Source organism: Agromyces ramosus, assembly GCF_030817175.1.
Classification (GTDB): Bacteria; Actinomycetota; Actinomycetes; order Actinomycetales; family Microbacteriaceae; genus Agromyces; species Agromyces ramosus_A.
Map to the genome: position 1 here is coordinate 2,812,828 of NZ_JAUSYY010000001.1, position 25,144 is coordinate 2,837,971.

Below are 25,144 nucleotides of genomic sequence, written 5' to 3' on the forward strand. Positions count from 1 at the left end.
CCTCGTCACTGCCCAGTCCCACCACCCAGAACGGATGCACGTGACCGCCAACTCCCGCTTCGCCATCGGCGCGACCGACTTCGAGCTCGACGGACGGCCGTACCGCATCCTCGCCGGAGCGCTGCACTACTTCCGCGTTCACCCCGACCTCTGGGCCGACCGCATCCACAAGGCGCGGCTGATGGGGCTCAACACGATCGAGACCTACGTCCCGTGGAACGCGCACGAGCGTCACCGCGGTGAGTGGCGCGCCGACGGCGCCCTCGACCTCGGCCGGTTCCTCGACCTCGTTGCGGCTGAGGGCATGACGGCGGTCGTGCGGCCCGGACCCTACATCTGCGCGGAGTGGGACAACGGCGGGCTTCCCGCCTGGCTGTTCCGGGACCCCGAGGTGGGCATCCGGCGCGCGGAACCGCACTACCTGCAAGCGGTCACCGACTATCTCCGTCACGTGTACGAGATCGTCGCGCCCCGTCAGCTAGACGTCGGCGGTCCGGTCATCCTCGTGCAGATCGAGAACGAGTACGGCGCCTACGGCGCCGAGAAGGCCTACCTCGCCGAGCTCGTGCGCGTCACCCGTGAAGCTGGCATCACCGTACCCCTCACGACGATCGACCAGCCGACGCCGCAGATGCTCGCCGACGGCAGCCTGCCCGGCCTGCACCTCACGGGCTCCTTCGGTTCCCGCACGGCCGAGCGCCTTGCCACCCTGCGCGAGTTCCAGCCCACGGGGCCGCTCATGTGCATGGAGTTCTGGTGCGGCTGGTTCGACGACTGGGGATCGCACCATCACACGACGGATGCCGCGGCATCCGCTGCGGAGCTCGACACGCTGCTCGCCGCAGGCGGCTCCGTGAACGTGTACATGTTCCACGGCGGCACCAACTTCGGGCTCACGAGCGGCGCCAACGACAAGGGCCGGTACGCGCCCATCACGACGAGCTACGACTACGACGCGCCACTCGACGAGGCGGGGCATCCGACGGCCAAGTACTGGGCGTTCCGCGAGGTCATCTCGCGCTACGCCGAGGTACCCGACGAGAGGCCGGGCGGTGCATCGCCCGCTCCCGAGCTCACCGTGCCGCTGCGGCCGGTCGTGTCACTGCTCGGCGCCGCCGCGCAGCTCGGCGATGCGCGGGCCGTCGACAGGATGCCCGCATTCGACGAGCTCGGCCACTACCGGGGTGTCGTGGTCTTCACCACGACGATCGAGCGTGGCGGACCCGCCACGCTCGCGATCGGCGACGAGGTGCGCGACCGCGCGTGGATCCTCATCGATGGAACTCCCGTCGGCGTGCTCGCCCGTGATGCGCACGAACGGGCCATCACGCTGCCCGACGCGCGTGGCGAACTGGCCATCGTGGTCGAAGATCAGGGTCGGGTCGACTACGGCACCCGCATCGGAGAGCACAAGGGACTCATCGGCGGGGTCACCCTCGACGGCGTCGAGCTGGCCGGCTGGACCGCGCGGCCGCTCGACCTCGAGCGCGTGCCTGCCGTCGTCGCGAGCGCTGCCGCCGACGCCGACGTCGATGCGCTGCCGGTGCCCGCCGGCCCGTTCCTCGCGACGGCTGCGCTCGAGCTCGATGCCCCGGCCGATCTCTTCCTCGACACGCTGCACTGGGGCAAGGGTCTCGTGTGGGTGAACGGATTCCTGCTCGGGCGCTACTGGCGTCGCGGCCCGCAGCGCACGATGTTCGTGCCGTCGCCCGTCACGCGCGCTGGGCGCAACGAGGTCGTGGTGCTCGAGTTCGAGGCGATGGCGAAGTCCGAGATCCGGCTCGTCGCCTCGCCCGAGCTCGGTCACACGGAGATCTGAGCTCGCCGCGCCGGATCGGGGAAGCGTGAGAGCGCGCTCTCGAGAAAGCGGTTTCCAGAAAGCGCTTTCTGGAGTATCTTTCGTCTCGAAGGCGCCGCGCCACCTCGGCGGGCCGCGACTGATCGGCGCCGATGTGCGGGAGCACGTCGGCGTCGACGCCGGCTCATCGATGCGCCGAGTGCGCCCATCGAACGGGAGGAACCAATGGAGATTCCGGAACTGAGCGGTCCGCGCAGCGGACCCGAGGATGGCGCCGACCGGCGGCGCGCCACCATGCGACGTGCAAGGGGCCTTCTGCCTCGCGTGCTCGTGGCTTTCGCGGCAACGGCGCTGTGCGCGGTGATGCTCGTCGACCCCGGCGCAGCCCCGCCCGCCCAGGCCGATGCCCAAGCCGACTGCGAGGCCCAGTTCTGGGCGAAGCCGGCGGCGACGATCTCGACGGCCGAGGACCGCGACCAGATGCTCTGCCAGGTCGGGTACGAGAAGCCGGCCCTCGGCCCCTGGGCCGAAGATCCGAACCGCCCGCTGAACGTCGCGACGACGCCGGAAGAGCGGCTCTGGTGGGATGCGTGCGGCCACCCGGTGCGCCGGGGAGCGCTCGGCGGCCTCTGGGCGAACTACGACGACGGGCACGGAGTCGCCGGTAATGGGCACGGCACCGGCGACAATGCCGCCGTCGACGGCTGGGAGTACACGCCGATCGACCTCCTCGAGATGAAGGACGGCACGCCGGTGACCACGCCGGACGACTGGTGGAACGAACGGCGCCCCGAGATCTTCGAGGCGGTCCAGGAGGAGCTCTACGGCAAGATCCCCGACCGGAGCCTCTGGCCCGACATCACGTGGGAGCTCGGCGAGATCACGACCGGCACCGCGAACGGCGTGGCCTACGTCGAGCGCACGGTGGCGGGCAACATCGACACGTCGAGCTACCCCGAGCTGCGGAACACCCCGCGGATCTTCGGCACGCTCCGCGTTCCCCAGGCCTCGTACGACGCCGGCACCGAGGTGCCGGTGGTCATCGTGTTCGGCGGAACCCAGAACTGGTCCAATCTCGGGCCGCAGGGTTGGGGCATCTTCGCGTTCGCCAACAACGAGCTGCAGCCGGATAGCGGAGGGGCGAACCTGTCGAGCTACATCATCGGCCTCATCAACAAGGGCCAGTGGCGGACCCCCGACGATTGGGGCACCCTGGCCGCGTGGAGCTGGGGTGTGAGCCGGCTCATCGACTTCTTCGACGAGCCCACCGGGTTCGTCGGCGTCGACGCCGACCGCATCGGCCTGCAGGGGCACTCGCGGTACGGCAAGGCCACGATCGTCGCCGCCGCCTACGATGCGCGCATCAAGGCGGCCTACACGAGCTCCTCGGGCTCGCTCGGGGCGCACATGAACCGCCGCCACTACGGACAGGAGCTCGAGAACGACGGCGACTACGCGGGCAACACCGGCGAGAGCCGTGAGTACCACTGGATGGCTGGGAACTACTTCAAGTGGATGGGCTCGCTCGTCGACGATCCGGAGAACCCCGGTGTCGGCCTCGTCGAGAACGGCACCTACAAGCCGCGCAAGCTGGAGCTGATGAGTGTCGACGGGCACTCGCTGGTGGCACTGGCCGCGCCGCGGGTGGTCTACATCACCGGTGGCAACGCCGGTGACGCGTGGGCCGACCCGCGGGGCATGTACCTGGCCGGCGCCAACGCGACGCCGGTCTACAACCTGGTCGGCGTCGACGGACTCGTCGTGCCTCCGGGCACGGAGTTCACGTCCGGCCCCTGCGAGTCGATCGGCGGCACTCCGCCGTTCGATCAGGCCTTCATCGACGGGTACATCGGGTTCCGGCGACAGAACGCCGGTCACACCGCCACCCCCGGCTGGCCGTCCTTCATCGAGGCGAGCAGGAAGATCCTCGACTTCGCACCCTTCTCCGACGCGACCTCCGTCGAGGCGGGCACGAAGGTGAGCAGCGAGAAGTGGAAGGTCGAGGGCCTGACCGGCCCGACGCCGATCAGCATCGTCGGCGGCGAGTACCAGACTCGAGGCGGCTGGAGCAGTGAGCCGGGCGTGATCGAGAACGGCTACAACATCAAGGTCCGGCACACGAGTTCGTGCTCGGCCGACGCGCCGATGGTCACCACCCTGAAGGTCGGCGACGACGTCTACACCTTCACGAGCATCACGGCTGCTGACAGCAGCTGCGATGCCGAAGGGCCCGAGAAGTAGGGAAACGAGGTCGGTGAGGCGGCGATCGGCCCGACGGGGCCGATCACCGCCTCACCGGTCACCCCGCGAGCGCCAGCCGGATCTCCTCGTCGATCAGGTCGGCGTTGATCGCGGCGCCGGCGAGGTTGCCGGCACCGGCGGCGACAGGCACGGATGCCCCGGGGCTGACCACGTTGCCGGCGGCCCAGAGCCCCGGCACGCTCGTGCGCCCGGTGGGGTCGACGCCGACCCAGTCGCCGCCGGGCCCGAAGCCCTCGCCCGCCTCCGCCCCGAGCCCGACGAGCAGTGCGTCGTTCGGCGCGAACCGCGGGCCGAGGAAGATCGAGTCGAGGGGCACCTCGGAGCCGTCGGCGAGACGGATGCCGCGGAGCAGGCCGTCGTCGTCGGCGACGACGTGGTCGACGGCCCGTCGCTCGACGCCGATGCCGCGGGCGGTCAGCCCGCTCAGGTCGTCGGCCGTGACATCCGTGCCGTTCGTGAAGAAGACGACCGTCGGCGACCACTGCCGCAGCAGCTGCACCTGGTGGATGCTCCGCTCGCCGGTCGCGATGACGCCGATGCGCCGGTCGCGCACCTCCCACCCGTCGCAGTAGGGGCAGACGACGGCCCCGTTGCCCCACTGCTCGGCGAGGCCCGGGATGCCGGGCAGCTCGTCGCGGAGGCCGGTGGCCACGAGCATCCGCCGGGCGACGTGGCGCTCGCCGGTCGCGAGGCTGACGGCGAAGCCGGGCTCGCTGCCGTGCTCGGCGCTCGCGCTCGCGACCTCGGCCGTGCGCACGACGCCGCCGTATCGCTCGACCTCGGCGCGCCCCTGCGCGAGCAGCTCGAGCGGCGACCAGCCGTCGCGACCGAGCACGCCGTGCATGTGCGCGGCGAAGCGGTTCCTCGGTGCGCCGCCGTCGAGCACGAGTACGCGGCGCCGGGCGCGCACGAGCATGAGCGCGGCACTGAGTCCCGCGCTGCCGCCGCCGACGATGATGACATCCCATGATTCACGCTGCATGCCTCCACTCTCGCGATAGCCTGCTCGGGGACGCAACGCGCGTTGCCGAAACAGCAAGGAGCCGCACATGCCCGACGACCTCGACGCGATGCTCGACGCGGTGGCGCCCAGGCTTCGCGACCTCCGCCACCGCCGCGGCTACACCCTCGCCGAACTCGCCGCAGAGACCGGCATCTCGACGAGCACGCTCTCGCGGCTCGAGTCGGGCCTGCGCCGGCCGACCCTCGAGCTGCTCATCCGCATCGCGTCCGCGTACCGTGCGAACCTCGACGACCTCGTGGGGGCACCGCAGATCGCCGACCCCCGCATCCACCCGAAGCCGTTCTACCGTGACGGCAAGGCGATCATCCCGCTCACCCGGCAGAACCCCGACGTGCACGCCTACAAGATGGTGCTGCCGGGACATCCGCCCGACCGGCCGGTCGAGCAGAAGACCCACGAGGGCTACGACTGGATCTACGTGCTGAGCGGCCGGGTCCGGCTCGCTCTCGGCGACAGCGAGCTCATCCTCGAACCGGGTGAGGCCGCCGAATTCGACACCCGCGTGCCGCACGGGCACGTCAGCGCCTCGACCGAGCCCGCCGAGATCCTCAACCTGCTGAGCGTGCAGGGCGAGCGGGTGCATGTGCGCACGGGCGCGGGTGAGGCTACGCCGGCGCCGCCACCGCGGCATCCGACCGCGTGATGGCCTCGAGGCGCCCCAGCGCGACCTGCGTGCGGACCCCGTCGCCGAGCGCCCGGTGCGCGTCGACGAGCCGTTCGAGCGCCGTGACCTGGTGGCCGCGGTCGCCCGCCGTCTCGGCCACCGAGAGCGCCTGCTCGAGCAGGCCGACGCTCGCCTCGGGGCTCACGGTGCGCGCCTGCAACAGCAGGCTGCGGGTCAGACACCGAAGGTCGCCGAGACGGCGGAACGTGGCGATGAGGGAATCGATGTTGTCGGCCTCCGCCGGGGACTCGGGGTGCAGCCGGGCCTGCACGAGGCACGCGTGGGCCAGCTCGTGCGTATTGCCGACCGAGCGTGCGTAGTCGACGCACTCCGACGCCCATCTCGCCGCCCGGTCCGGTTCGAGCCCGCTCTCGGCCGCCGCGAACGCCATCATGAAGCGGGCGTTGTTCACGTGCATGGTGTCGCCCGCCAGCGCGTAGCCGCGCATCGCGGCCTCGAACTCGACGAGCGCCCGCTCGGTCTGGCGGGGTGCGGCGTGCAGGTGGGCGATGCCGCGCATCTGCCGCACGGAGGCGAGCTCCCACTGGTCGCCGAGGGCGGTCGCGAGCTCCTCGGCCACCGCGAGGTGTTCCAGCGCGGATGCCTCGCGCTCGCGATACGCGTCGGCAGCGCCGGCGAGGTGCCGGGCGGCAAGCCGGGCCCGGTCGTCGTCGCTGTCCCCGGCGAGCACGAGCGCGCGCTCGGCGAGCTCGCCCACCAGTTCGACGTCGAGGAACAACAGGGCGTTCCCGAGCAGCAGGAGCTGCTCGGGTGAGGCCGACGCGAGCACCACGTCATCGCGAGCGGCCATCGCGAGCGTGCGCACGCTGTCGACGTCGGAGCCGTACTGCTCGACGCCGATCGAGAGTGACGAGGCGAGGCGCAGGGCCGCCGGATGCCCCGCCGCGAGCGCCCACCGCAGTGCGGCGTTGACCTCGGGGCAGAGGGTCTCCGAGACGTGGTGCGCTTGGGGGCTGTCGTCGATGCGCGCCTGCCGGACGAACCCCTGGGTGGTGGACGCGAGGTATTCGGCGTGCTGCTGCAGCACCTCGCGGATGACGACGGGGTCGGTGCGGGCGTGCACGAACTCGCGCATCACGGCGAGCAGGCGGAATCGGCGTGGCCGCCCGCCCGCCGGAACGAGGAGCGAATGGTCGAGGAGGCGCAGCACGACCCCCTCCGCGCCGGGGTGCGTGACCGCCGCGGCGAGATCGACGTCGAAGGTCCGGGGGAGCGCTGCGAGCCGGCGCAGCACCTCGCGTTCCTCGTCGGTGAGGAGGTCCCAACTCCAGTCGAAGGCGGTCTCGAGAGTGCGGTGCCGACCTTCGGGCACGGCGCGGTCGAGGGTGGCGAAGTCCCGATCGAGCCGCTCGGCGAGCTCTTCGAGCGAGAGGTGGCGCACGACGGCGGCGGCGAGCTCGAGCGCGAGCGGCAGGCCGTCGAGTCGGGCGCACACGCGCGCGGCGACCTGCCGGTCGGCGGTTGCGGGGGCCGAGGTCGAGAGGGTCATCGGCGCCGCCGCGGCCCGACCGGCGGAGCTCAGCCGATCGAGGAACATCGCGAGCGCCGCCGAATCGGGACCGTCGACGTCGAGCGGCGCGAGGGTCAGCACGGCCTCGGCGGCATCGCCGATCGGCGTGCGCGAGGTGGCGAGCACGTGCAGCTCGGGCGCCGAGGCCTGCAACCGTGCGACGATCTCGCCCACCGCTGCACCGACGCGGTCGGCGTTGTCGAGCACGAGCAGGTACGGGTGCGAGGCGAGGGCGAGGGCGAGCGACGTGGTGACATCCGCTCCGGGTGCCGCCTCGAGATCGAGCGCTCGTGCGATGCGCGCGACGACATCGCCGGGCCCCGCATGCTCGAGCTCGACGACCACGGGCGCGCGCTCGGCGCTCCCGCGGACCGCGAACTCCAGGGCGAGGCGCGTCTTGCCGACGCCGCCCGATCCGGTGACGGTGATCCACCGGTGCTCGGCGAACAGGCCGGCGAGCCGTTCGAGGTCGGTCTCCCGTCCGACGAAGGCATTGCGGGGGAGCCGAACGGTCGTCTGCCGCTCCCGCTGGTCGCGAGCGGCGCTCATGAGCTCGACACGCGTATCGGCGCCGAGCTTGCGCTTGAGGCTCGCGATGTGGCTCTCGACCGTCCGCACCGAGATGAACAACTCCGTGGCGATCTCGGGGTTGCTCAGTCGCCGCTCGACGGCGGCCAGGACCGCGGTTTCTCGCGGGGTCAGTGACGGACCCGGCACGCGCCAAGTGTACGACCGGTTTGCCGCCGCCGCACCGGTTCGAACCCGGAATCCGAGCGCCTCGGGCCGTCGTCGAACGGCCGGGCCGCCCGGCGCGGTCACGACAGCGCGGGGCGCGGCGGTTGCAGCGGGCGCAGGCGCCGGGGGAGCAGGGCACGGATGCCGCGGCGCGGGCGCGCGGCATCCGTCACCCCCTCACCGGCGCCGGCGACCTCCGCGAGGCGCTCGGCGATCACTCGCTGCCGTTCGAGGTCGCGCAGCATCTGCTGCTCGGCGAACCGGGCCAGTTCGAGTGATGCGTAGTCTTCGCTGAGGTGCATGGTGAATCCTTCGGGTGGATCGAGCGGATGCCCCGTCAGCGCACGCGGGCGGTGACGAGCAGGTATTCCCACTCCATGGCGCCGCCAGGGGCGTCGAGGCCCTGGGTTCGGCCCAGCTCGGCGAGCGCCGTGTCGAGGGCGCGCACCTGCTCGGGGTCGTCGGCGATGCGGTTGTAGACCGCGATCGTCGGGCCATAGTGGCTCTTGAAGTAGTCGCGGAACTCCTCGCCGGTGTCGAACCGGTCGATGACCACGGTCTGGCGCACCGCGGAGACGTCGGTCACCCGGTCGCCGAGCAGCTCGCGCACGTGCTGCTCGTCGCCCCAGAGCGGCGCGGGCTGCGCGCCCTCGGGGAGCGGCGGTGCATACGGCTTCATGGTCTTGAACAGCTGTCCGATGAACCCCTCGGGAGTCCAGTTGATGAGGGCGATGCGACCTCCCGACTTCGTGACGCGCACGAGCTCGTCGGCCGCGGCCTGGTGGAACGGCGCGAACATCACGCCCACCGTCGAGAGCGTCACGTCGAACTCGTCGTCGGGGAACGGCAGGGCCTCGGCGTCGGCCTCGCGCCACTCGAGCTCTGCGCCCGCCTCGGCGGCGATGCGCCGGCCGACGTCGAAGAGCTCGGGGGTGAGGTCGCTCGCGACGACCGTCGCGCCGCGGAGGGCGGCTGGGATCGCCGCATTGCCGCTCCCGGCGGCGACGTCGAGCACGCGGTCGCCGGGGCGCACCTCGGCGGCGTCGACGACGCGCGGGCCGAGCTCCCAGATCAGGTCGGATGCCAGGGTCGGGTAGTCGCCAGACGCCCACATCGTGCGGTGTCTGGTCTTCAGCGCACGGTCGGCATCGGTCTGGTCGGGCGAGGTGGTGTCGGTCATCGATCGTCTCCTTGACGTGTCGAACGAATGGGATTGTGCTCAGCGTGCTCGCGCGCCGCGTCCGCCGCATCCGTGCAGGACACGGAGATTTCCTCAGGGTTGGCCCGGGGTGGGTGGGCGCCGAGCGGCGGCCACGCGGCATCCGCCCAGCCGGTCTCCCGTAGGTTGGAGGGCATGCACATCGCCCTCATCCGCCACGGACAGACCGACTGGAACCTCGCGTTGCGCATGCAGGGGCGCACCGACATCCCGCTCAACGACACGGGTCGCGAGCAGGCGCGCGTCGCGGCATCCGTGCTCGCGAACGAGCCGTGGGACGTCGTCGTGAGCTCACCGCTCGGGCGCGCGCGAGAGACGGCCGAGATCATCGCGGCGACGCTCGGCGTGCCGCTCGGAGCGAGCTACGACGAACTCGTCGAGCAGGACTTCGGGGTCGCAGAGGGCACGCACGTCGCCGAGCTCGAGACCCGGTGGCCCGACCGCGACTTCGCCGGCAAGGAGCCCGACGATGCCGTCGGGCCTCGCGGCATCCGCGGCCTCGAGCGCATCGCCCTCGACCACCCCCGCGCCCGAGTGCTCGCAGTCGCGCACGGCACGCTGATCCGCTACACGCTCGCCGCGATCACCGGGCACGAGACGTGGCACTACCCCAAGCTCGACAACGCGTCGTCGTCGTTGGTCCGGTTCACGGATGCCTCGTGGCGCGTGCTCACCGTCGGCGGCGCCGACATCGCCGAGGTGCTGCCGCCGCTCGACGAGCGCCCCGAGGCGCTGCCGCTCGCCGGCTGACGCCGCACTCCGGCGAGCGGATGCCCCGAGCGTCGGCCCGGAGCATCCGCTCACCGAAGTGACCCCGTACGGTCAGCTCGCGGGGCCGATCTCCCGCATCGCGTGCCCGGTCTTCGGATTGGCCGGCTTCACCTTCATGTCGCGGCCATTCACCCGCACGATGACGGTGCCCTGGTTGGGTGCCCGGTCGGCCACGACGTCGTATGACGTGACGACGCCGTCGTGCCAGGCGGCGCTGACCTCGTAGCCGCCGCGAGCGCGGAGGCCGGTGAAGGAGCCGTCGCCCTTCCACTCGTCGGGGCACGCTGGCAGCAGGTGGATGACCTGCTCGTGGCTCTGCAGGAGCATCTCGGCGACCGCACCGGTGATGCCGAAGTTGCCGTCCATCTGGAACGGCGGGTGGTTGCCGAACAGGTTCGGCAGGGTGTTGTAGGACAGGAGCCCGCGCAGCATGAACCGGGCGCGCTGCGCATCGCCGAGGCGGGCGAAGAGCGCGGCGCGCCACGGCCAGGTCCACGATCGGCGGCTGTCACCGGAGACGGTGCCCTCGCTGAACGGCACGCCGTCCTTCTCTCCGCACCGCGCCTTCAGGGAGACGAGCGCCGCGGCGGCGAACTCCGGCGTCGCACTCGTGATCTGGCGGCCCGGGTACACCGCGAAGAGATGCGAGGTGTGCCGGTGGATGTCGTTCGGGTCGTCGAGGTCGTTCTGCCATTCCTGCAGCTGACCCCAGCGACCGATCTTGTTCGGGGCGAGCCGGGCCTGCAGGTCGGCGATCGTCGCCCGGTAGTCGGCGTCGATCTCGAGCGCGTCGGCGCAGTCGAGGTAGTTCTGGAAGAGGTCCCAGATGATCTGCTGGTCGTACATCACCCCGTCTTCGCGCGGCCCGTGCTCGGGCGACCACCCGTCGGGCGCGACGAGCGTCCCGTCGGGACGCTCTTCGAGGCGGTCCTCCCAGAACTGGCAGATCTCCTTGATCATCGGGTACCCGACCTCGCGCAGGTAGTCGCGGTCTTGAGTGAACGCCCAGTGCTCGTAGGCGTGCTGGGCGTACCACGCGCTCGCAACGGTGTTCCACTCCCACGAGTTGCCGCCGAAGATGCTCTGCGACGTGCGAGCCGTCCACCCTCGGGTCTCCTGCCCGAACGCGTTGCGGGTCGCCACCCGGCTCGGCACCGCCACCTGCTGCACGAAGTCGATGAGCGCCGTGTGGCTCTCGGAGAGGTTCGTGGTCTCGGCGCCCCAGTAGTTCATCTGGATGTTGATGTTGGTGTGATAGTCGGACGCCCACGGCGGCTGGTTGCTGTTGTTCCAGAGGCCCTGCAGGTTCGCGGGCAGCCCGCCGGGGCGCGAGGAGCTGAGGAGGAGGTAGCGGCCGTAGTCGAACATCGCCTGTTCGAGCGTCGGGTCGGCCTTGCCCGTGGCGTAGCGCGCCAGCCGCTGGCTCGTCGAGAGCGCGGATACCTCGTCGTCGGTGTCGCCCCAGTTGACCGAGGCTCGCGACATGAGCTCGGACACCTCGGCGGTGTGCTCGTCGCGGAGCTCGGCGTACGGTCGTGCCGAGGCGGCGGCGATGGCCGCATCGATCGCCGGACGTGGGGCCGCACCGCGCCACCCGTCGGCCGCGCTCATCTCGTAGTCGGTGCGTGCATCGAGGATGAGCGTGAGTGTCGTGCATCCGGTCACGCGCACGGCATTGCCCGCGGCGGTGACCTCGCCGTCGGCCTCCGCGACGCGCACCGAGCAGGCGTGCGCGAGTCCGTTGCCCATGACGCCCTGGAACGACAGCTGCGTTCCGCCGGCCTCGACGACGGTCGGCGCGTCGGCCTGCGCGGAAGCGAGGCTGATCGTCCCCGAGAGCCCCGCAGCCGAGTCGGTCGTGTACCGGAGCACCATGACATCGGCGGTGCGGCTCGCGAACGCCTCGCGCTTCACGCGACCGGCGGTGCCGGCGAACCACGTGACGTGCACGCCGACTGCCGGGTCGAGGGCCCGCCGATAGTCGACCGCCGCGCGCTGGGTGCGTGAATCGAAGGAGGCTCCGACGATCGCCACGGCGCCGATCGCGAACGGCGTCGTCGGCGAGCTCGTGGCGAACGTCAGGCGGTACGAAGCGTATGCGGTCGTGTTGGCGAAGGTGAACGTTTTCGCCTCGCCCCGGGCGGCGAACGAACCCGCGGTCTGCGTGTCGAGCGCGACCCACGCCTGCCCGTCGTGCGAGGCCTCGAGGCTCCACCGGCGCGGATCGTGCCCGGGCGAATCGGCGGCGCTCGTCAGCACGTACGAGGAGGCGACGACCGCGGCGGGAAGGTCGAGCTGCCACTGCACGCGGGACCCGGGTTCGGCAACCTTCCACGCGGTGCTCACGTCGCCGTCGACCGTGCGCGCGAGGTCGGCGCCGTCGCCGGTGCCGTCGGAGTCGCCGCTGGGGGAGGACACGTAGATGAGCGAGCCGCCGGCCAGGCTCACGCCCGTCAGTCCGATCTCCGCCACTTGGAAATGACTGACGCCGGCCTTCGGAAGGAAGATGAAGCGGTAGAAGCGATAGGCCGTCGTGTTCGAGAAGCTGAACTGCTTGACCTGGAATCGACTCTCGAAGGGCGCGATCGCCCTCGTGTCGAGCGCCGTCCAGCTCACGCCGTCGGTGGAGCCGGCGAACGTCCAGTTCTGAGGGTCGCGGGCGGCGACGTCATTGGCGCTGGTGAGGCTGTACGACGAGACCACCGTGGCGTCGGGAAGCTCCACTCGCCACTCCACCGACGAGGGAGGGCCGTCGATGCACCACTTGGTGCGTGAGTTGCCGTCGTAGCTCTTCTCGACGGTCTCCGATGCCGAGCTCTTGTACGGCCCGCCGGGGAAGGTCACCTTCGGGCGAGCCGCGAAGGAGACCGTCAGTGCGCCGAAGTCCCGGTAGGAGCCGAAGCCCGTCATGCTGGTGTCGAAGGCGCCGTCGGGCTGGCCCATGAGGGCGTTGTCGTAATCGTTGACACCGCCCCAGAGGCTCTGCTCGTTGAACTGCACGACCTCTTCGTCGGGGTTGCCGAACAGCATGCCGCCCAGTCGGCCGTTGCCGATCGGCAGCGCCTGCGACTCCCAGTCGGTGGCCGGCAGGCCGTACCAGAGGGACTTCCGCGAGAGGCTCGGCGCGCCCAGCGCGGAGCCGGCGGCGGCGCGGGCCGCGCGCGCCTGCATCGGGACGGCCGCCGAAGCGGCGCCGGGGCGAAGGAGATCGCCGAGCAGTGGTGCCATCGCGAGCACCCCGCCCAGCTGGAGCACGAGACGGCGTTGCGGATCGAACTCGAGAATCATGGAGCCTCCCTGAACATCATTGGTCGGGTGTTTCAGGATGTCCGCTCAACAGTGCACGCGGAAATCCGAGAACCCGCCCCATACTGCCGGAGGATACGTCGGATGTATAGTCTCAGTTCAATGGGAGCGCGACCACGTGAGCACACCGGGGATGCCGCAGGCATGTGCCCGCGGCATCCGCTGCCTCGTCGCCCGACGGCGATTCAGGGGTGCACTCGAAGGTCGACCCACACGAGCCGGTGGTCGCTGCTCGGGAACGGGAACGTGCCCGTCAGGGCCGACAGCGGGTCGGCCTGCACCGGCCAGAACACGCCGGCGTCGAGCACGCGCAGGTCGCGCGAGGGCAGCACGTAGTCGGCGCGCAGGTTGCCCGGCGCCGGGTTGTCGTTGAAGTCGGCCGTGTCGTAGGCCGGGTCGCCCTCGTGCGTGAGGTTCGCGCCGGCCTGCAGCACGGATGCCTCGACGGCACCCTCCGACGTCGGCAGCGGGTCGGTGATACGCGGGTGCTCCAGCAGCTGCTGGATCGCGGCATCGACCGAGTCGCCGTTGAGCGGGTCGGCGTTCTGGTCGCCGAGGATCACGAACGACTCGCCGGGCTTCAGCCCGCCGGTCGCGCCGGCGTCGTCGGAGATGTACCGGGAGGCCTTGCCGGGCGTGACGTAGTCGGCCCAGAAGCGGATCTCGTCGTGATTGCGCAGGCCGTTGCGGTCTTCGGGCCCGTCGAACGTGGGCGGCGTCGGGTGCGACGCGAGCACGTGCACGGTGTTGCCGTTCACCTCGACGGGAACGTCCCAGTGGGACTTGCTCGAGAGGCGGAACACGTCGAGCTCTGCAGGGGAGTACCAGTCGGCGGGCGCGGGCGTGTTCGGGTCGTCGGGCAGCAGCGCGCCCGGCATGTCCTTCCACAGGAAGTGCTGGAACGTGCGCACCTCGTCGAGCACGATCGGGTACTTCGACAGCACGGCCATGCCGAACTGGCCCTCGAACGCGCCGAAGCCGAAGGCGTCGTCGCCCCCGGCGATCACGCCGTTGTTGTTGAGGTCGAAGCCGCTCGGGATGCCCGTGTTCGAGGGTGCCACGAACGCATACGGGTACTCGACCGGGTCGGCTCCGCCCTGCGAGACCTCGAGGTAGTTGTCGCGGAAGAGGTCGGCCGCGATGCCGCCCTCGACGAAGTCGAACTCGTTGAGCAGCACGACGTCGGGGTTCGCGCGCTGGATGATCTCGGCGACGGTCTTCGCCTGCGCGTTCGTGCCGGACGAGAGGTCGGCGACGAGCTGGCCCGGCGCGTTGCGGTTGAGCGACAGGTTGTACGTTGCGACGCGCAGCTCGGTCGGGCCCGTGCCGGGCGGAGGGGTGGCGGCTGCGGCACCGGCGCCGAGGGTGGCAGCGGCGAGGACCCCGACGGCGGTGGCCGCCAGGGCGGCGATGGCGATGCGTCTCGTGGACATGCGTTCTCTCCTTCGTGAACGGGGGGACGGACGAACGATGAGTCCACGGTAGGCGCGCCGGGTGGCCATGGGAAGAACCCGAGGTGACGGGATCGACGCGGGCCGACGGGATCGGGATACTGGCTCTCGTGACTGTCGAACTCGATGAACCGGTGACGCCGGGGGAGCCGCCCGCCGATTCGCCCATCGACGCGCCTGCCGAGGCTCCACGCGGCCGTGTGTGGTCGCGCCGTGTCATCTGGAGCTGGGTCGCCATCGGTGCACTGCTCATCGCGGGCGTGATCGCCGTCCTCCTGATGTTCGACGCGGCGAACGACCGCTACGACTCCGCCATCGGTCGATACAGCGCGGCGGCCGTCGAGGCCGAGGCCCAGCTCGAGCAGCTCCAGCAGGCGGAAGCGGATGCCACGTACACGAGCGATGTCGCCGTCGGGGTGCTCGCGGCCGCCGCCGACGGATACACGGATGCCGCGGCCAAGGCCGACCTCGCGGTGCACGGCGGCGAGCTCGCTGCCGCCCTCGAGTCCGATCCCGATCTCGCCGAGACCCGCATCGCCTCGCCGCCCCGTCCCGAGTCGCGGCCGTTCTGGATCACCGACCTCGACCGTGAGGCCGAGCGCTGGGGAGCCGCGACCGTGCGCGTCGACGCGTCGTCCGCAGCGTTCGAGCAGCGCACCGAGGCACTCGACGCTGCCGAGGCGGGCGTCGTCGAGAGCGGGGTCGTCTTCATGGGCACGCTGCCGGCGTCGGCGGCCGCGATGGACGCGGCAACCGGCTCGGCCCGCAACGCCGACCGCATCGAGCTGCACGCGGCGATCGAGCTCATCGCCGCCATCGGCTCGTCGTGGAATCTCGACGCCGTGGCCCGCGTCGAGCGCTACGTCGCCGCGGCCACTGCCGCGCAGGCATCCCACGCCGCCGAGGAGGCCGAGAAGGCCGGCCCCCTCCACGACCGCCGGGTCGCGGTCGAGGCGTTCGCACGGTCGATCGCGGGCGGGGTGCTGCTCGAGTTCGACTGGGCGCCCGAGGTGAACGGCTACGGTTTCGACGGCTCGTACGCCGGAACGGCGACCTGGACCGCAGCCGACCCCGGATTCTCGAGTATCACGCTCACCGACAGCGTCGCGGCGATGTGGCCCGACAACGGCGTCGCCTCGCTCGTGGCCCACGAGGTGGGGCACGCGATCGTCTCGAAGTGCTACGGCGAGATCATCAGCCCCGCGAGCCCCGAGGAGAATGAGGCGTGGGCCACGGCGTGGGCCATCGGCATGGGCTACACCGCCGACGGCAACGGCGAGAGCATCTACGGGCGCCCGTCCGACGAGCTCATCGAGAAATCCAAGGCGTGCCGCTGAGCGCGGCCACCTCGGCCTGTCGCTCGATCGGCGCGGTGCGCAGACGTAGACTGCGAAAATGGAGGCACCGGCCGGCACCACACTGGTCGTCGTCGGCGAAGAGGCGACGACGGCGATCCGTTCCCTCGAGGGGTTCGCGAACGTACGGGCAGCCACGTTCGCGGATGCATCCGACGACGATGTCGCCCGCTGGGAGGCGACCGCGAGCGTGCCATACCTCGTGCACGACCACGACCCGCTCGCCCATGTGGCCGCGGCATGGGTCGAGTTCTTCGACGACCAGTCCACCTACGGCGTGCTCGAACTCGAGATAGAGCGCGCGGTCGAGGCCGTCGAGCGGCACGCCATCAGCGTGCCCGACTACTACGTGGTGGTGCATCCCGAGGCCCTGCCGGTCACCTGGAAGCACTGGTGGCTCGGCGTGCTCGCGGTCGCGTCGCCCAATCGCGTGATTCCCTGGCCCCGACCGGATGACTCGCTCGCAGGCCTGCTTCGCCGGCTCCCCACCGCCCGGGCCTGGCCCGAGGTGGAGCCCTGGCTCCGGGGCGTCACCGCCGCCGTGCCCGATCGCGTCGGCCTCGGCGGAGCCGCGTAGTCAGTCGAGCTCGACGGTGCTGCCGGCCCGGAGCGAGTCGCTCGCCGCGAGCGCGACCCGGAGGGCGACGACCGCCGACCCCGTCGGGCAGTACTCGGGCTGGATTCGCTCGTCGACGCAGCCGAGGAAGTACGCGGCCTGGCGCGCGAACGGGTCGTCGTGCGCGGCATCCGGATACTGGAACGAGGCGGTGTCCGCATCACCCGTGACCTCGAGCGAACTGGAGAAGCGCGTGCCGGGCGGCATCTCGGCGCACGTCACGACCTCGCCGACCCCGCCGCCCGCGTACTCGACGGTCGTCTCGAACCGCCCGAGCGGGCCGGCCGGCACGGTCGTGACGGCGACCGGGCGACCGAGGAACAGGTTCAGCTGGTCGAAGTCGTGGATGGCGAAGTCGACGAGCATGCCCCCCGATCTCGACTCGTCGGCGATCCACGACGCCCACGTCGGCGCTGCCGAGAGCCGGGTCGCGCGCACGTGCCGGAGCACGCCGAGTCGTCCCGACTCCGCCTCGGCGCGCACCCGCTGGTAGCCCTCGAAGAATCGCACGACGTGCGCGATCATCAGGATCCCGCTGCTCTCCGCGGCCGCCGCCGCGACGTCGTCGGCCTCGGCGGCGGTGAGGGCGATCGGCTTCTCGAGCAGCACGCTCTTCCCGGCGCGGAGGGCACGGATGGCCAGGTCGGGATGCGAGGGGGTCGGCGTGCAGACGGACACGATGTCGGCCGCGGGGTCGGCGAGCACTTCGTCGAGATCGGTGACGAATCGGGCCATCGGCGCATGCGGGAAGGCGCTGCCGGGCGACGGGGTGCAGATGTACCGGATGTCTCGGCCGAGGCCGAGGCGCGACCACGCCTCGGCGTGGGTGCGGCCCATGTTGCCACCGCCCACGATGGCGATGCCGTGCATCAGCGAAGCGCCTCGTTGATGACCGTGGCGTCGAACAGGTGGTCGAGCACGATGCGGACCGCGCCGGTCACGCCGCCGAGCGCCTTCGTGCGCGTGACGGCGATCTCGAGGTAGTCGGTCGCCATGGGGAGGCACTCGGTGTAGATGGCGGAACGCAGGCCGGCGACGAACGCCTCGGCCTCGCTGAGGTTGCCGCCGAGCACGAGTCGTTGCGGATTGAAGAAGTTCACTATCGTGGCGAGCACTCCGCCGGTGCGGGTGCCCGCCTCTCGCAGCATCTGCGTGGCGAGCGGATGTCCGTTGCCGGCCATGACCAGCACTTCCCGGGTGTCGGCGACCTCGACGCCGGCCGCACGAAGGCTCGTCACGATGGCGGCCCCGCCGGCGACGACGTCGAGGCAGCCGACCCGGCCGCAGGAGCAGAGCGTGGCCGGCGCGTTCGGCACCGAGACGTGGCTGATGTCGCCCGCCATGCCGCGGAAGCCGTGGTACAGCGAGCCCGACGCGATCACGCCGCAGCCGATGCTCGACCCGGCCTTCAGGAAGACGAGGTGCTTGACGTCGTCTGGCGCGCTCGAGTACTCGCCGAGGGCCATGAGGTTGGCGTCGTTGTCGGCGATGACCGGCACGCCGGCGAGCTCGCTCAGCCGGGCCCCGGCGTCGAGGCCGTTCCAGCCCGGCATACGCGAGGGCGAGACGAGGCGCCGGCCGGGGAAGTCGACGGGGCCGGGGAGGCCGACGCCAATGCCGCGGAGCACCTGGCCCGGTGCCGCATGCTCCGCCACCATCGTCGCCGCCACGTCGGCGATCCACTGCAGGATTCTCTCCGGTCCGTCGGCGATGTCCATATCGAGGTGGCGCTCGGCGAGCAGCTCTCCGGCCATGTCGAAGAGCCCGAAGGAGGCGTGCCGGGCGCCGAGGTCGACGCCGATGACCCCTCCGGTCGTGGGGTTCACCTCGAGCTGCGTGGGGCGACGCCCGCCCCGGGAGCTGCCCGGACCGGCCTCGCGCAGGTAACCGTGCCTGACCAATTGCTCGACCCGGGCGGTGACGGTTGACGGCGCGAGGCCCGCGAGCCGGGCGATCTCGGCACGCGACGACGACGAGCCCGACCGCACGAGGTTCAGGATGCCGCCGGGCGAGGAATCGAGTCCGGGCACGGTGTCGAAGGTCGAGGTCATCGTCGCTGAGCCAATCCGTACAGGAACACGTGGTTGAACTGTACTGTAGCGGCTTTATTCAGAAATTGGACGAAGTAAATCCAGAATTGCACATTAGTGATGCAACTTAGTAGCATGGCCGAACTGCCAGTCGACGACGATGCGAGGAACAGATGGCCGCCCAGCTTGAACACCGAGATGCGGACGCGAGCGCCGCGTCGACGACCGCCATGGTGAGCATGCGAGCCGTCAACAAGCACTTCGGTGCCCTGCACGTGCTCCGCGACATCGACCTCGACGTGGCGCCCCGCGAGGTCGTGGTGGTGGTGGGGCCGTCCGGGTCGGGCAAGTCCACCCTCTGCCGCACGATCAACCGGCTCGAGCCCATCGACTCCGGCGAGATCCGGGTCGACGGCGAGAGGCTCCCCGTCGAGGGCCCCGGCCTCGCGAACCTCCGCGCCGAGGTCGGCATGGTGTTCCAGTCGTTCAACCTCTTCGCCGACCGCACCATCCTCGACAACCTCACCCTCGCTCCGACCAAGGTGCGGAAGGTGAAGCGCGCCGCCGCGGAGGCCGAGGCCCTGTCGCTCCTCGACCGCGTCGGCATCGCCGACAAGGCCGGGCACTTCCCCGCCCAGCTCTCGGGAGGCCAGCAGCAGCGCGCCGCCATCGCCCGTGCCCTGGCGATGCACCCGAAGGTGATGCTCTTCGACGAGCCGACCTCCGCGCTCGACCCCGAGATGATCAACGAGGTGCTCGACGTCATGGTCGACCTCGCGCGCGAAGGCATGACGATGATCGTCGTCACCCACGAGATGGGCTTCGCCCGTCGAGCCGCCGACCGCGTCGTCTTCATGGACCAGGGCCGCATCGTGGAGCAGAACACGCCCGCCGCATTCTTCGACGCGCCGCAGACCGATCGGGCGCGCTCATTCCTGGCCTCCGTGCTGACGCATTAGAGCCGAGCAGCCACCAGGGTCGACGCGACTTCGCGACGACACCACCGCACCAGAGAACACCGAAAGGAAACGCCATGTCAGTCACCTCCATGCGCAGGAAACTGCCTCTCGCAGGGGCCGTCCTCACTGCGTTCGCGCTCACCCTCACGGCCTGCTCGAGCGGATCGGGCTCGGCCGCCGTTCCCGGCGAGTCCTCCGACTCCGGGAGCGGGAGCGAGACCTCGGCGGTCTTCGAGAACGCGCCCGTCGCCGACGACGAGCTCATCCTCCCGGGCTCCACGATGGAGGCCATCAAGGAACGCGGCACGCTCGTCGTCGCCGAGGCCCTCGACGCCCCGCTGCTCTCCCAGCAGGACCCGACGAACCCCGACAGCGTCACCGGGTTCGACGCCGACCTCGCCAAGCTGCTCGCGATCTACATCCTCGGCGAGCCGAACGTCGAGATCGTGCCTCCCGCCTCGGAGACTCGCGAGGCCCTCCTCGCGAACGGCACCGTCGACGTCGTCTTCAACACGTACACCATCACCGAGGAGCGCGCCGAGCAGGTCTCCTTCGCCGGCCCCTACTTCAGCTCGGGCCTCGCCGTGGCGGTGAAGTCCGACAACGACGACATCAAGGGCATCGACGACCTGGGCGGCAAGACGGTCATCGTGGGCGCCAACACGCCTGCTGTCACCGCCGTGCCCGAGGAGCAGCCCACCGCCACGCTCGTGGACTTCGCGACCGACCCGCAGGCGGTGCAGGCGCTGATCCAGGGCCGCGGCGACGCCTACGTGCAGGACTACACCCTGCTCGCCAGCAACGCGGCCGCCAACGACCAGCTCAAGGTCGTGGGCCAGCCCTTCACCTCCGAGCCCTACGGCATCGGCCTCAAGCACGACGACGCCGAGTTCAAGGAGTTCATCAACACCTGGCTGCTGAAGATCCAGGAGGGCGGCCAGTGGGGCGAGGCGTGGAAGGCCAGCCTCGGCACCGTCGTCGAGTCCGACATCCCGACGCCGCCGGCGATCGGCTCGGTCCCCGGCTCCTGATGCGGGCGGCAGCGCCAGAGAACGGCATCTGATGGACATCCTCATCGAGAACTTCGGGCCCCTGCTCGAGGCGCTCGGAACCACGCTCATGATGGCGGTCGTCGCCGGCATCGGCTCCCTGATCCTCGGGGTGCTGGTGACCGTCGCGCGGGTGAGCCCGATCCCGATCCTCCGGGCGGCCGCCTTCGGCTACGTGCAGTTCTTCATCAATGTGCCGCTCCTGGCGCTGCTGATCCTCGCGGTGTTCGCGCTGCCGGATGCCGGCCTGATCCTGCCGCTGACGCCCACCGCGATCATCGTGCTCATCGTCTACGAGGCCGCCTACGTGGCCGAGGCCGTGCGCAGCGGCGTGAACACGGTGGGCGTCGGCCAGATCGAGGCCAGCCGGGCGATCGGCCTGTCGCTCGGGCAGTCGCTCCGCTACGTCGTGATCCCGCAGGCGATGCGCGCCGTCGTGCAGCCGCTCGGCAACGTGATGATCGCCCTCGCGATGAACACCGCGCTCGCCGCGGCCGTCGGCGTCGTCGAGCTGACGTCGCGGGTGAACAAGGTGAACCTCGTCTACGCGCAGCCGATCGAGATCTTCACCGGCGCGGGTCTCGTGTACATGGCCATCGCGCTCGCGATCGGCCTCGGCACCGGATGGGTGGAACGAAAGGTGGCGATCGTCCGATGAGCACGGCGCGCACGAACCCCGCTTCCTACCTCTACGAGCCGCCCGGTCCGCGTGGCCGCCGCAACATCATGATCGGCTCGGTGGTGAGTGCCCTCGCGCTCCTCGGCGTGGTCGCTCTCGGCCTCTGGCAGTTCGGCTCCCACGGCCAGCTCGATGCCGACAAGTGGCTCCCCTTCACCGAGTGGGCCATCTGGGAGTACCTCCTCGTCGGACTCCTCGGCACGCTCGCGGCCGCGGCGATCGTCGCCGTGCTGGGCTCGCTCTTCGGCATCGTGCTCGCGCTCGGCCGGATGAGCCGCGTGCGGGTCATCCGCTGGGTCTCCACCGGCTACATCGAGATCGCCCGCACCGTTCCCGTGCTGCTGCTCATCTACCTCATGCTCTTCGGCCTCCCGCAGCTCGGCATCAACCTGCCCACGCTGTGGAAGCTCGTGATCCCGCTCACCTTCGCGACGGCGGCGGTCTTCGCCGAGATCGTTCGCGCCGGCGTCCTGAGCCTGCCGAAGGGCCAGAACGAGGCGGCGCTCAGCCTCGGCATGCGCCCGCACCAGGCGATGCGCCTCGTCGTGCTGCCGCAGGCGCTGCGGAACGTGACGCCCTCGCTCGTGAGCCAGCTGGTGAGCCTCCTGAAGGACACGTCGCTCGGCTTCATCGTGGCCTACACCGAACTGCTCTACCGCGGGCAGGTGCTCTCCGCGTTCAACCACCTGCTCATCCAGACCTTCCTCGTGGTCACCCTCATCTACCTCGTGGTGAACGGCAGCCTGTCGGCGGTCGCGTCACGCCTGCAGCGACCGGGACGCAAGCGGATGCCGGTACCGCAGCCGGTCGCGACCCTCGCCGCGACGATGCCGCACGCCGAGTTCCCGCTCACCGACGGCGAACGACACGTGCCCGCGGCAGCAACCTCCTCCGCGCCGGCTCCGACCCTGAAAGATCCCTCGTGACTGAATCCACGTCCACCGCCGGCGCCGCGGCGCCCGCTGTCCCCGGCCTCGCGGAGCTCGCCGTCGTCTGGCGCTCGGGCCTCATCGAGAGCCGGCATTTCGGCTCCCTCGTCGCGCTCGACGCCGACGGCACCGCGGTGCTCGAGCTCGGCGCGACGGATGCCGCGATCCTGCCGCGTTCCACGGTCAAGCCGGTGCAGGCGCTCGCGTGCCTCACGGCCGGCGCCCCCCTCGCCGGCGAGGAGCTCGCCATCGCCGCCGGCAGCCATACCGGCGAAGACGCGCACGTCGCCGTCGTGCGCCGCATCCTCGAGCGGGCCGGCCTCGACGAGTCCGCGTTGCAGTGTCCGGTCGACCGGCCAGAAGACGAGTCCACCTTCGAGGCGCTGCTGAGATCGGGCGAGGGCCGCGCGGCCGTACGCATGAACTGCTCGGGAAAGCACGCGGCGATGCTCCTGGCCTGCGCCGTGAACGGCTGGTCGACCGCCGACTACCTCGACCCCGCACACCCGCTGCAGCAGCACGTGCTCGCCACGATGGCCGAGGTCACCGGCGTGCCCGTCGAGCACACCGCCATCGACGGGTGCGGCGCGCCGCTCTTCGGCACCACCGTGCGCGGTGTCGCGGCCGCCTTCCGCGCCCTCGTGCTCGCCGACCCGGCGAGTCCGGCCGGCCTCGTCGCTGCGGCGATGCGCGAGCACCCCTTCTTCGTGGGCGGCAGCGGGCACCAGAACTCCGAGCTGATGTCCACGATCCCCGGAGTGCTCGCCAAGGGCGGCGCCGAGGGTGTCATCGGGGTGGCTGACGCCGACGGGTCCGCCGTGTCGATGAAGATCGTCGACGGCAGCCCGCGCGCGACCACCCTCATCGCCCTGCGGGTGCTCGAGGCGCTCGGAACGCCGATCGACGGGGCGAGCGCGCTCGTCGAGCTTCCCGTGCTCGGCGGCGGGGTTCCGGTGGGCGAGATCGCCCTCGGCCGCGATCTCGCGTCGGCGCTCGACGCGCTCGCCGGAGACCAGGAGTGACGCTCCTCGAGATCTGCCTCGACGACATCGACGGAGCGATCACGGCCGAGCGCCGCGGGGCCGACCGCATCGAGCTCTGCGCCGGGCTCGTCGAGGGAGGCACGACCCCGAGCCTCGGCACCGTGCAGACGCTGCTCGGGCACGTGGAGCGGATCGGCGTGCAGGTGCTCGTCCGGCAGCGTGCTGGGGACTTCGTCTTCTCAGCCACGGAAGTCGACGCCATGTGCGCCGACATCGAGGCGATGAGAGCGCTGCCCACGCCGACCGGCGTCCGCCTCGGCTTCGTGATCGGTGCACTGAACCCCGACGGCACCGTCGATCGGGATGCGACACGGCGGATGCTCGCTGCCTGCGGTGACGCACCGGTGACCTTCCACAAGGCGTTCGACGAGACCATCGACCTCGACGAGGCGCTCGACATCCTGATCGAGCTCGGGATCGGCCGGGTGCTCACCTCCGGCGGGCCGGGCACCGCAGCGGACGGCGCCAGCGCCCTCGCCCGTCTGGTGCGGCGCTCCGCGGGCCGCATCGCGATCCTCGCCGCTGGAGGCATCCGGCCGCACACTGCGGCGGACCTCATCGTGCGCACGGGCGTCGGCGAGGTGCATCTTCGCGCCCAGGAGGCGATTCAGAGCGGTCGCCGCGAGGACACGGCAACCCGACTCGTCACCTCCGCCACGGTGATCGACGACATGCTCCGGGCCCTCGGCCGATGAGCGAGCCGAGCGGATCCGGCCGGGGACCCCAGCCTGCGCAGGTCGGCAGCGCCGTGGTGATCGCCGTCGACCTCGGCGGTTCGTCGATGAAGGGCGCGGTCGTCGACGAATCGGGCCGGACCCTCTTCACCGAGACGCGGTCGACCCCGCGCGTCGACATCGTCGATGCGCTCGTCGAGTTGCTCCTGCACCTGGCCGACACCGCGGCGACGCATGGCCACCCGGTCGCCGCTGCGGGCGTCGTCACGCCCGGCATCGTCGACGACGCCTCGGGCTCGGTGGTGTACGCGTCGAATCTGGATTGGCGCGACCTGCCACTGCTCGACCTCCTGCGATCGCGCCTCGCGTTTCCCGTCGCCGTGGGGCATGACGTACGGGCGGCCGGCCTCGCGGAGCACCTGCTCGGTGCGGCGCGTGGGTCGGACGATTTCGTCCTCGTCCCCATCGGCACCGGTGTCGCCGCAGCCCTGGTCACCGCCGGTCACACGATCACCGGCGCACTCGGCGCCGGGGGAGAGTTCGGCCACATCCCCGTGGTGCCCGGCGGGGAGGAATGCCCGTGCGGCCAGCACGGATGCTTCGAGGTGTACGCATCCGGCGGCGGGGTCGCCCGTCGCTACCGTGCCCGGGGAGGCGCTGCGCGCTCGTCGCGCGAGATCGTTGCGCGGCTCGGGTCGGATCCGCTCGCCGATGAGGTGTGGAACGACGCGGTGCGGGTGCTCGCCCAGGGCCTCGCGATTCTGACCCTGCTGCTCGACCCCCGCGTGATCGTCATCGGCGGCGGCTTCGCGCAGGCCGGCGAAACGCTGTTGGGCCCGGTGCGCGAAGGTCTCGCCGACCTGCTCGCCTGGCGCGACCCTCCCGAGGTCGTGCAATCGGTGCTCGGCGGCGAGGCGGGTCGCACGGGAGCCGCGATCCTCGCCTTCCGTGCTGCGGGCCTGGGCTCGGTCGTCGACGGTTGGTCGATGGCGCGCATCGGAACGGATGCTGCAGCGGCTGCGCCCCTCGGGACCTGACGGCACCGGGCG

21 protein-coding genes are annotated in these 25,144 nt (G+C 71.0%); 13 read left to right on the forward strand and 8 right to left on the reverse strand.

Translation table 11 applies throughout. From position 1 onward, the window contains the following. Positions 1-34: 34 nt before the first annotated feature. Positions 35-1,819: a glycoside hydrolase family 35 protein gene (locus QFZ26_RS13215; RefSeq protein WP_444876240.1), complete on the forward strand. Its 1,785-nt coding sequence runs from the start codon at positions 35-37 to the stop codon at positions 1,817-1,819. A 309-nt stretch (positions 1,820-2,128) separates the two neighbouring features. Next, positions 2,129-4,039, forward strand: a complete 1,911-nt coding sequence (locus tag QFZ26_RS13220) for a glucuronyl esterase domain-containing protein (protein ID WP_307042836.1) — start codon at positions 2,129-2,131, stop codon at positions 4,037-4,039. Positions 4,040-4,097: 58 nt separating this feature from the next. Here QFZ26_RS13220 and QFZ26_RS13225 read toward each other — a convergent pair whose 3' ends face one another. Continuing rightward, positions 4,098-5,042: an NAD(P)/FAD-dependent oxidoreductase gene (locus QFZ26_RS13225; protein WP_307042838.1), complete on the reverse strand. Its 945-nt coding sequence runs from the start codon at positions 5,040-5,042 to the stop codon at positions 4,098-4,100. 67 nt (positions 5,043-5,109) lie between these two features. Between QFZ26_RS13225 and QFZ26_RS13230 the strand changes: the two genes are divergently transcribed. Further along, positions 5,110-5,727: a helix-turn-helix domain-containing protein gene (locus QFZ26_RS13230; RefSeq protein WP_307042839.1), complete on the forward strand. Its 618-nt coding sequence runs from the start codon at positions 5,110-5,112 to the stop codon at positions 5,725-5,727. Here the strand turns inward: QFZ26_RS13230 and QFZ26_RS13235 are convergent. The 3 genes from QFZ26_RS13235 to QFZ26_RS13245 all read right to left on the reverse strand — a co-directional run bounded on the left by QFZ26_RS13235 (position 5,690) and on the right by QFZ26_RS13245 (position 9,194). Continuing rightward, positions 5,690-7,996, reverse strand: a complete 2,307-nt coding sequence (locus QFZ26_RS13235; RefSeq protein WP_307042840.1) for an ATP-binding protein — start codon at positions 7,994-7,996, stop codon at positions 5,690-5,692. The two genes, QFZ26_RS13230 and QFZ26_RS13235, sit on opposite strands and share 38 nt — an antisense overlap. A gap of 98 nt (positions 7,997-8,094) precedes the next feature. Next, the gene (locus QFZ26_RS13240; RefSeq protein ID WP_307042842.1) at positions 8,095-8,316 is read right to left on the reverse strand and encodes a hypothetical protein; all 222 of its coding nucleotides are present in this window, start codon (positions 8,314-8,316) and stop codon (positions 8,095-8,097) included. Positions 8,317-8,351: 35 nt separating this feature from the next. Continuing rightward, a complete protein-coding gene (locus QFZ26_RS13245; protein ID WP_307042843.1) occupies positions 8,352-9,194 on the reverse strand; it encodes a class I SAM-dependent methyltransferase in 843 nt (280 codons plus the stop codon). A 174-nt stretch (positions 9,195-9,368) separates the two neighbouring features. Here QFZ26_RS13245 and QFZ26_RS13250 point away from each other — a divergent pair, with 174 nt between their 5' ends. Next, positions 9,369-9,983 (forward strand): histidine phosphatase family protein, encoded by a 615-nt coding sequence (locus QFZ26_RS13250; protein WP_307042845.1) that lies wholly within the window; start codon positions 9,369-9,371, stop codon positions 9,981-9,983. A gap of 72 nt (positions 9,984-10,055) precedes the next feature. On the opposite strand, the gene QFZ26_RS13255 is transcribed toward QFZ26_RS13250, so the two are convergent. Both QFZ26_RS13255 and QFZ26_RS13260 read right to left on the reverse strand, forming a co-directional pair. Beyond that, entirely contained in the window at positions 10,056-13,292 is a 3,237-nt protein-coding gene (locus QFZ26_RS13255) for a glycosyl hydrolase family 95 catalytic domain-containing protein (protein ID WP_307042847.1), read from the reverse strand. A 203-nt stretch (positions 13,293-13,495) separates the two neighbouring features. Continuing rightward, on the reverse strand, positions 13,496-14,743 hold the full coding sequence (locus QFZ26_RS13260) for an endonuclease/exonuclease/phosphatase family protein (protein WP_307042849.1): 1,248 nt from the start codon (positions 14,741-14,743) through the stop codon (positions 13,496-13,498). 128 nt (positions 14,744-14,871) lie between these two features. On the opposite strand from QFZ26_RS13260, the gene QFZ26_RS13265 reads away from it, so the two are divergent. Next, positions 14,872-16,098 carry a hypothetical protein gene (locus tag QFZ26_RS13265; RefSeq protein WP_307042851.1) on the forward strand — a complete coding sequence of 409 codons (1,227 nt, stop codon included), beginning with the start codon at positions 14,872-14,874 and terminating at the stop codon, positions 16,096-16,098. A gap of 58 nt (positions 16,099-16,156) precedes the next feature. Then, the gene (locus tag QFZ26_RS13270) at positions 16,157-16,693 is read left to right on the forward strand and encodes a hypothetical protein (protein WP_307042853.1); all 537 of its coding nucleotides are present in this window, start codon (positions 16,157-16,159) and stop codon (positions 16,691-16,693) included. Here the strand turns inward: QFZ26_RS13270 and QFZ26_RS13275 are convergent, their stop codons facing one another. Together QFZ26_RS13275 and QFZ26_RS13280 are read right to left on the reverse strand one after the other, a co-directional pair. Next, entirely contained in the window at positions 16,694-17,602 is a 909-nt protein-coding gene (locus QFZ26_RS13275; RefSeq protein WP_307042854.1) for a Gfo/Idh/MocA family protein, read from the reverse strand. Beyond that, positions 17,602-18,783, reverse strand: a complete 1,182-nt coding sequence (locus tag QFZ26_RS13280) for an ROK family transcriptional regulator (protein WP_307042856.1) — start codon at positions 18,781-18,783, stop codon at positions 17,602-17,604. The genes QFZ26_RS13275 and QFZ26_RS13280 overlap by 1 nt, the downstream gene beginning before the upstream one ends. Before the next feature lie 152 nt (positions 18,784-18,935). Here QFZ26_RS13280 and QFZ26_RS13285 point away from each other — a divergent pair, with 152 nt between their 5' ends. From QFZ26_RS13285 to QFZ26_RS13315, 7 genes are all read left to right on the forward strand, one after another. After that, positions 18,936-19,721, forward strand: coding sequence for an amino acid ABC transporter ATP-binding protein (locus tag QFZ26_RS13285; RefSeq protein ID WP_307042858.1), 786 nt, complete (start codon positions 18,936-18,938; stop codon positions 19,719-19,721). 74 nt (positions 19,722-19,795) lie between these two features. Beyond that, entirely contained in the window at positions 19,796-20,752 is a 957-nt protein-coding gene (locus tag QFZ26_RS13290) for a glutamate ABC transporter substrate-binding protein (protein ID WP_307042860.1), read from the forward strand. A gap of 31 nt (positions 20,753-20,783) precedes the next feature. Continuing rightward, positions 20,784-21,428, forward strand: coding sequence for an amino acid ABC transporter permease (locus QFZ26_RS13295; RefSeq protein ID WP_307042862.1), 645 nt, complete (start codon positions 20,784-20,786; stop codon positions 21,426-21,428). Continuing rightward, the gene (locus QFZ26_RS13300; RefSeq protein ID WP_307042865.1) at positions 21,425-22,375 is read left to right on the forward strand and encodes an amino acid ABC transporter permease; all 951 of its coding nucleotides are present in this window, start codon (positions 21,425-21,427) and stop codon (positions 22,373-22,375) included. Before QFZ26_RS13295 ends, QFZ26_RS13300 begins: the two co-directional genes overlap by 4 nt. Then, the gene (locus QFZ26_RS13305) at positions 22,372-23,400 is read left to right on the forward strand and encodes an asparaginase (protein ID WP_307042867.1); all 1,029 of its coding nucleotides are present in this window, start codon (positions 22,372-22,374) and stop codon (positions 23,398-23,400) included. Before QFZ26_RS13300 ends, QFZ26_RS13305 begins: the two co-directional genes overlap by 4 nt. Then, a complete protein-coding gene (locus tag QFZ26_RS13310; protein WP_307042869.1) occupies positions 23,397-24,116 on the forward strand; it encodes a copper homeostasis protein CutC in 720 nt (239 codons plus the stop codon). The genes QFZ26_RS13305 and QFZ26_RS13310 overlap by 4 nt, the downstream gene beginning before the upstream one ends. Then, the gene (locus tag QFZ26_RS13315) at positions 24,113-25,132 is read left to right on the forward strand and encodes an ROK family protein (RefSeq protein ID WP_307042871.1); all 1,020 of its coding nucleotides are present in this window, start codon (positions 24,113-24,115) and stop codon (positions 25,130-25,132) included. The genes QFZ26_RS13310 and QFZ26_RS13315 overlap by 4 nt, the downstream gene beginning before the upstream one ends. The last annotated feature ends 12 nt before the right edge of the window (positions 25,133-25,144 follow it).